Below are 7,485 nucleotides of genomic sequence, written 5' to 3'. Positions count from 1 at the left end.
ATGGTTGACCTACTCTAGGACAGAGATTTAGGCGTTATGCTGGAAAAATTATGTCCAAAATTCGATTATGCCAATTTTATCGCAGAATTTAAAAATAAATGTAACTATGTATTTTATTTTGTGGTATAAAAATAAAGATGGTGGTTAGAGGCAGAATCGAACTGCCGACACGCAGATTTTCAGTCTGCTGCTCTACCGACTGAGCTATCCAACCACGCCGTAAATAAAGAAATGTGATTTTAGCTATTTGATACTTAAATTTCGGTTAAAGACGCAAAATTCGGCGCATTTTTAAAGTACAAAATTTATTTCAAAAGGCAGTCCATTAAATTCGGCGGCTTTACGGCGCAAATATCGCGTCAAATTTGTAAATTTAAGATTGCTTTTTTAAATTCATCCCCGCGCTCTACGTAGCTGCTAAACTGATCGAGGCTTGCCGCCGCAGGACTTAAAAGCGCTATTTCGTCTAAGTTTTCGCTATTTGCGCTAGCTTTTGCGACTCCGTCAAATTTGAAATTTTTATCTATCTCGCCGACTGCGACGTTTAAAAACTCGCATTTCACGGCAAGGATTTTAAACTCGCCGGCAAGCTTCATCAGCTTATCTGTATTTGAGCCGATAGCGTAAATTTGCGCCTTAGTGCCGCGCAAGGCCTCAAAAAGCGGCCGCATATCTACGCCCTTATCGTCGCCGCCTAAAATCAAATGCAAAAATTTGCCCTCATATCGCTTGACGGCCTGTATGCTTGCATCGATGTTGGTCGCTTTCGTGTCGTTGACCCATGTTCTGCCGCGCGCATCGAGAAACTCCTCGAGCTTGTTGCCCTCGATGATAAAGCCGTTTAGTAGCTGTACGTCGCATCTATCGAGCAAAATTTTCTGGATAGCAAGCGCCAAAAGAGCGTCCGTTAAAAACGGCGTTTTAAAGGCGATATCGCTTAAATTTACGCCGCAAAACTCGGCCAAATCCGCCTCGTTTTCGTAGCTTATCACCTTTGCTTTAGTCGGCGTTCCAGCGTAAATTTTAGGCAGGATCGCGACCGTGTTTTCGCCCATCGTCGCTAGCGGTTTTAGCTTGGCGCGCTCATACTCGGCAAAGTCGCCGTGCCAGCTGAGGTGATCTGGCGTGATAGGCAAAAGCGCGTAGATGCCGGGCATGGCAATGTTCGTGTAGTGCATCGTAAAGGAGCTGGTCTCTAGCACCCAAATTTTGGCGTTTGGGTCGAGGTCTGCGAGCGGAACTCCGACGTTGCCGCCCATTACCGAGCCGTAGCGCGCCAGCAGGTGCTGCGTCATCTTTGTCGTCGTGGTTTTGCCGTTCGTGCCGCTGATCCAGACGGTAAAGGGCATTTTGACGCCGTAAATTTTGTAAAAATAGTCGTACTCGCTGATGAGATTTTGCGCGTTTTTAACTAGCTCGTGGCTCGGAGGAAAGCCTGGGCTTGGGATCTCGAGGCCACTTTTTTCGGGCACGAAAAGGTTTGGCGGCAGTAGCGTATTGCCCCATTCGTCGCTTGAGATCTCGCTAAATTTATCGTCGTAGATGTCCCAGCCGCCCTCTTTGCCGAAGTTTTTCGCGATCGCTCGCGTCGTGCCGCCGTAGCCAAATAGCGATTTTCTCATTTTCTCCCCTTTGCCCGTAAAATTTGCGTTATATTATCGGCGGCTAGCTCGGCTATTTCGCCGTTTTGCTCGCGCTAAATTTACCTGATTTTTAGCGCGGTCATGGCGATCAAATTTGCCAAAACGGCGATGAGCCAAAATCTCACGATGATCTTATTTTCCACCCAGCCTTTTATCTCAAAATGATGATGTATCGGCGCCATGAGAAAAATTCTCTTTTTAAAAATTTTAAAACTTCCGACCTGCAAAATCACGCTCAAGGTCTCCATTACGAATACAAAGCCGATGATGATGAGCAGGATTTCGTTTTTCGTCATCACGCCCATAAGCCCGATGTATGCGCCTACGCTTAGGCTTCCGCTATCTCCCATGAAAACCTCGGCCGGATGGCAGTTAAACCACAAAAATCCCATCAGCGAGCCGATCAGCGCAGCGGCCACGACAACCGTCTCGCCCACGCCCGCGATCTTTGGTAAAAGCAAATACGAGCTAAACACCGCGTGTCCGCAGATGTAGGCAAACACTCCAAGCGTTAGTAGCGAAAATACCGCAGGCACCGTAGCTAGCCCGTCTAGGCCGTCGGTTAAATTTACCGCATTTGAGGCGGCGACGATGACGAGCGTCCAAAAGGCCACCGCAAAAACGCCAAGATCAAGCACTGGAAATTTGTAAAATGGTAGGTAAAATTTACTGCCTAGCTCGCCGTTCAAATAGAGCATCGTCGAGACCGCAAACGCGATCAAAATTTGCACCGCAAGCTTAGCTCTAGGGCTTAGTCCGTCGTGGTTTTTGCCGCCTGAGATTTTGCGATAGTCGTCTTTAAACCCAAGCGCCGTAAAGCCCGCAAGACAGATAAGCGAAGTAAAGACGAAGACGTTATCTAGCCTGGCGCAAAGCACGCTCGCCGCAAGTGCGGCTCCGATAAAGACCAGTCCGCCCATCGTCGGCGTTTTGGCCTTTTTTTGGTGCGTTTGCGGAGCTAGCTCGTAGATGGGCTGGGCGGCGTTTTTGGCCTTTGCCCACGCGATAAATTTAGGCAGCGCCCAAACGGTCAAGCAAAATGCGATAAAAAACGAAAATCCCGCGCGAACGGTGATGTACTGAAAGATATTAAAATTTGAGAATTCATAAATATAGTAAAACATAAAAGCCTTTATTTAAAAAAAAACTAATTTTAGTATAATGCCGTTAAAAAATATCTAAATTTAAGGCGAAAATTTAAAAATGGCGCAAAAAACTATTTTGGTGATCACAGACGGCATCGGATATAATGAAAGTAGCGAATTTAACGCATTTGCGGCGGCAAAAAAGCCCACATACGACTGGTTGTTTAAAAACGTGCCAAATACGCTCATAAAAACCTCGGGCCTGGCAGTGGGTCTACCTGACGGACAGATGGGGAACAGCGAGGTCGGACACATGTGTATCGGCAGCGGGCGGGTTTTGTATCAAAATTTGGTAAAAATTTCGCTCGGTTTTGAAAACGGCTCGTTAGCTAAAAGCGAAAAGCTTTTAAATTTATTTAAAACTTGCAAACGCGTCCACGTCGTCGGGCTTTATAGCGATGGCGGCGTGCACTCGCACATGAGCCACTTTGACGCGATGTGTTCTCTTGCAGTCGCAAACGGCTGCGAGGTGTTTGCCCACGCGATAACCGACGGGCGCGACGTAGGCCCGAAAAGCGGGCTGGCGTTTATAAAATCGCTGCAAGAAAAGGCGCAAAGCGGTGGCTTTAGGCTAGCTAGCGTTAGCGGTAGATTTTACGCGATGGACCGCGACAAGCGCTGGGAGCGCGTGAAAACAGCCTACGACGCTATGACGCGCGGGGGGAACGGGCAAACTATCTCGCCGCTAGAATACGTCATGCAAAGCTACGAGGCGGGCGTGACGGACGAGTTTATCGTGCCGGCTAGCTTTGGCGGGTTTGAGGGTATCGGCGAAAACGACGGCGTGATATTTATAAATTTTAGAAACGACCGCGTGCGCGAGATCGCGGCGGCTTTGGGCGATGAAAATTTTAGCGAATTTGCGCGCCCTTTCGTCGTAAAAAATCTACTCACGATGACCGAATACGACGCAAATTTCGCCTTTCCCGTGTTATTTGAAAACGAAAAGCTAAAAAATACCCTTGCCGAGATCGTCGCAAACGCGGGCCTAACGCAGCTGCATACCGCCGAGACCGAGAAATACGCGCACGTGACGTTTTTCTTTAACGGCGGCGTCGAGGAGCTCGCCCAAAACGAAACGAGGGTGCTGGTGCCAAGCCCTAAAGTCAAAACCTACGACGAAAAACCTGAAATGAGCGCGCAGGCCGTGTGCGAGGCGGTGCTAAAAGGGATGGATGACGGACAGGATCTGATCGTAGTAAATTTCGCAAACGGCGATATGGTCGGGCATACGGGCGAATTTAGCGCGGCGGTGAAAGCGGTCGAGGCCGTGGATGCGGCGCTAGGACGCATCGTGGCAAAGGCAAAAGAGAAAAACTACGCGCTAATCATCACGAGCGACCACGGCAACTGCGAGCAGATGAAGGACGCGCAGGGCAATTTGCTAACCAACCACACGACTTTTGACGTATTTTGCTTCGTGATGGGCGAGGGCGTAAAGGCGGTAAAAGCGGGCGGCCTAAACAATATAGCCGCGAGCGTTTTGGCGCTGATGGGCATCGAAAAACCCGCCGAGATGGACGAGGCGCTGTTTTAAATTTAACCCGCCTTTGAAGCCTAACTTTATATCAATGACCTGTCGAGGCTTAAATTTAAAGCGGACTAGCGCTTTATTCGGCGGGTCAAATTTGAATCTAAATTCAAACTCCGCCGCGCCCTAAGCGCCGCCGTAAAACCGCTAAAATCTACATAAATTTCATCTTTTCAGCATCCCAAAATTTCATTTTCGCTAAAATCGCCCTAATAAATTTAAGGGAAAATCAATGGAAAATTCAAGTCAAAAAAATTTTAAAATCGAGCGTAAAAAGGTCCATTTCATCGGTATCGGCGGTATCGGCATCTCGGCGATCGCGCGGTTTTTGCACGAAAAGGGCTTCATCATCAGCGGTAGTGACATCAAAGAAAGCCCGACCACGCGCGAGCTAGCCGCCCAGGGCATCGACGTCATCACGCCGCACAGCAAGGCCGCGATCAAGGATCAGGACTTCGTCATCTACTCGGCCGCGATAAAGCCCGATAACGTCGAACTCGTCGAAGCGCGAAGCAAAGGGCTGCAGTGCCTATCGCGCAAAGAGGCTCTGCCGATGGTGCTTGAGGGCAAGCGCGTGTTTTCGGTAGCGGGCGCGCACGGCAAAAGCACGACCTCGGCGATGCTCTCTAGCCTCGTGGAGGGCTCGGTCATCATCGGCGCGATCGCTAAGCAGTTTGGCTCAAATATGAAATACGAGCCCTGCGACAACGTTATTTTCGAGGCTGACGAGAGCGATAGTAGTTTTCTTAACTCAAACCCGTATCTAGCCGTCGTGACTAACGCCGAGCCCGAGCATATGGAGCATTACGGCTATGATTTGGAGAAATTTCACGCGGCGTATCGAGGCTTTTTGGAGCGAGCCAAGGTGCGCGTGATAAACGCCGAGGACGAATTTTTAGGCACGTTAAAGCTTGACGCCGTGCGCCTTTATCCGAGCACCGATATCACCGAGCTTAGCATGATCGTGCGCGATTTCGTGCCTTATACCGCGTTTAATCTAAAAAATTTAGGCAAATTTGAGGTGCTGGGTATGGGCGAGCACATCGCCGTGGACGCGTCTCTTGCGATCTTAGCCGCGCTAAATGAAACCTCTCTGGCGCAAATCAGGCAAAATTTGCTAAATTTTAAAGGCATCAAAAAGCGTTTCGATATCCTAACCGCTAGCCGCAAATTCGTACTAATCGACGACTACGCGCACCATCCGACCGAGATCAAAGCTACTTTGCAATCGGTCTTTGAATACGCCAAACTACTAGGCATCACAAAAATCACGGCGATCTTTCAGCCGCACAGATTTACGCGCCTAAGCGCAAATTTAGAGGCCTTTAAGGAGTGCTTTGACGGCATAGACGAGCTTGTTATCCTACCTGTTTATGCCGCGGGCGAGACGCCGATAGAGATAAATTTAAAAGAGGAGTTTAAGCGCTACAATCCCGTGATGACGCAAAAAGTCGTTCGCGAGGGCGAGGGGATAGTCTTTACGGATGAGTTTGGCGTGAAAAACCTGCTTGATGACGGCCTAGTGATCGGCTTTGGCGCGGGCGACATCACATATCAGCTGCGAGGCGACGCATGAGGGTCATAATCGTACTTTTAGGCGTGCTTGCCGCGATCGCGATATTTAGCGTGAGCGACGAGAAGCTAAGCAAAAAGGCGAAATTTATCATCACTTTTTCGGTGATTTTTGTCGCGGCGGCGCTGTATTTTTACGAGACTAGACTAGAAAGCGAGCAGGGCAAAAGGCTGGAGCTGGTCGCGCTTTTTAATCAAGGCAAAACTCTAAAATGCGGAAATTTTGACGTAAATAACACTAAATTTAACTATGAGTTCGGTACGTCATCCTTCGTCGCAAAACGCGCGGCAAAGGAGCTAAACAGCGTCAAGATCGCGCTTGATGGTTGCGAATTTAAAGGCGAATAATTGCGAAATTTTAAAGATAATCAAAATTTGACCCAAGGCGGCGTTTGGGAGGTTGGTGGGCTGGAAAATAACGTCTCGCGCGAGCAAAGAAACGGCGATATTTCAGACGCCATGGCGTACCGAGAGCAAAAAGAATTTACAAACGCGGAAGGCTTTGAGCGGCTTATAAAAATTTTAGACCTGCAAGGCTATATGGAGCGGTTTAACTCCTTTTTAGCGCGCCCAAAGCCGCTTTTTATGGCGGGCGACAGCAGGTTGCATTATGAGAAAATTTTAGAGCTCTCGCAAAAGCAGTTTGATCCGCCCTCGTCCGCTCAAAATCTAGACGACGCGCTCATTCGCCTTAGCAAGCAAGCCACGCTGCACGTGAGCGAGATTTTTGAGTTTGCTAAGATTATTAGCTACTTTACCTACCTAAAAACGCTCAAATTTGAAGGCAAACTAGGCGAGTGGCTCGCTAAAATCGAGATACCGCAGCCGATGTTAAAGCTCGCAAACTCATTTGACAAAAACGGTGAGCTAAAAGACGAAGTGGACGAGCGCCTGGGCGGTATCAGAGACGCGTTTAGCGCCAAAAGAGCGCAAATAGACGCCGATCTGCGCCGCCTCATCTACTCAAAATCTATCGCGCCCTACCTCGTCGATACGCAGGTGCACTACATCAGCTCGGTCGAGGCGCTGCTCGTGCGAGGCGGGTTTAACCACGTGTTAAAGGGCACGGTCGTGGCTAGAAGCTCGGGCGGATACTTCTACGTCGCACCAGAAAACATCCAAAAGCTAAAAAAAGAGCAAAGCGAGCTGCTGGATAAAAAAGAGGAAATCGTCTATGAACACTGCAAAATTTTTAGCTCCGCGATGCACAAGGCCTTGCCGTTTTTAAAATTTATAAACAGCGCGTTTGACGTATTTGACGCCTACTGTGCGCGGGTTTTTACGGCTAAAAGCGCGGATTTTGAGTTCGTGCTGCCAAGCGGCGGGTCAAATTTAAAACTAGCAAATTTCGCTCACCCCGCGCTAAAAAATCCAAAAAGCATCAGCATCGACTTTAGCAAAAAGGTGCTGTTAATCACGGGCGTAAACGCAGGCGGTAAATCGATGCTGCTAAAATCGCTGATAGCCGCAGCCTTTCTAGCCAAATACCTGCTGCCGATGCGTATAAACGCGCAAAATTCTCAGATCGGAAATTTCAAAGAATTTGACGCCATCATCGAAGATCCGCAAAACGTGAAAAACGATATCTCGACTT

Annotated in this window: 5 protein-coding genes, 1 tRNA gene and 1 pseudogene; 4 read left to right on the top strand and 3 right to left on the bottom strand. The window is 48.7% G+C overall.

Annotation, left to right across the window (positions count from 1 at the left end; genetic code table 11):
• Positions 1–138 precede the first annotated feature (138 nt).
• From Q0338_RS05660 to mraY, 3 genes are all read right to left on the bottom strand, one after another.
• Positions 139–214: transfer RNA gene (locus Q0338_RS05660), tRNA-Phe, on the bottom strand.
• A gap of 145 nt (positions 215–359) precedes the next feature.
• Positions 360–1,622 (bottom strand): UDP-N-acetylmuramoyl-L-alanine--D-glutamate ligase, encoded by a 1,263-nt coding sequence (murD, locus tag Q0338_RS05655; RefSeq protein ID WP_298085907.1) that lies wholly within the window; start codon positions 1,620–1,622, stop codon positions 360–362.
• Between the two features lie 80 nt (positions 1,623–1,702).
• Positions 1,703–2,767: a phospho-N-acetylmuramoyl-pentapeptide-transferase gene (gene mraY, locus Q0338_RS05650; RefSeq protein ID WP_298085906.1), complete on the bottom strand. Its 1,065-nt coding sequence runs from the start codon at positions 2,765–2,767 to the stop codon at positions 1,703–1,705.
• A 79-nt stretch (positions 2,768–2,846) separates the two neighbouring features.
• Here mraY and gpmI point away from each other — a divergent pair, with 79 nt between their 5' ends.
• From gpmI to Q0338_RS05630, 4 genes and pseudogenes are all read left to right on the top strand, one after another.
• Positions 2,847–4,325: a 2,3-bisphosphoglycerate-independent phosphoglycerate mutase gene (gpmI, locus tag Q0338_RS05645; RefSeq protein ID WP_298085905.1), complete on the top strand. Its 1,479-nt coding sequence runs from the start codon at positions 2,847–2,849 to the stop codon at positions 4,323–4,325.
• A gap of 226 nt (positions 4,326–4,551) precedes the next feature.
• Positions 4,552–5,895 (top strand): UDP-N-acetylmuramate--L-alanine ligase, encoded by a 1,344-nt coding sequence (gene murC, locus Q0338_RS05640; RefSeq protein ID WP_298085904.1) that lies wholly within the window; start codon positions 4,552–4,554, stop codon positions 5,893–5,895.
• Entirely contained in the window at positions 5,892–6,239 is a 348-nt protein-coding gene (locus tag Q0338_RS05635) for a hypothetical protein (protein WP_009493428.1), read from the top strand. Before murC ends, Q0338_RS05635 begins: the two co-directional genes overlap by 4 nt.
• A pseudogene (locus Q0338_RS05630) lies at positions 6,240–7,485 on the top strand (endonuclease MutS2); the annotation flags it as partial.

The organism is uncultured Campylobacter sp. (assembly GCF_938018145.1).
Classification (GTDB): Bacteria; Campylobacterota; Campylobacteria; order Campylobacterales; family Campylobacteraceae; genus Campylobacter_A.
The sequence above is the reverse complement of the archived record's forward strand: the minus strand, read 5'-3'. Positions and strand labels throughout refer to the sequence as shown.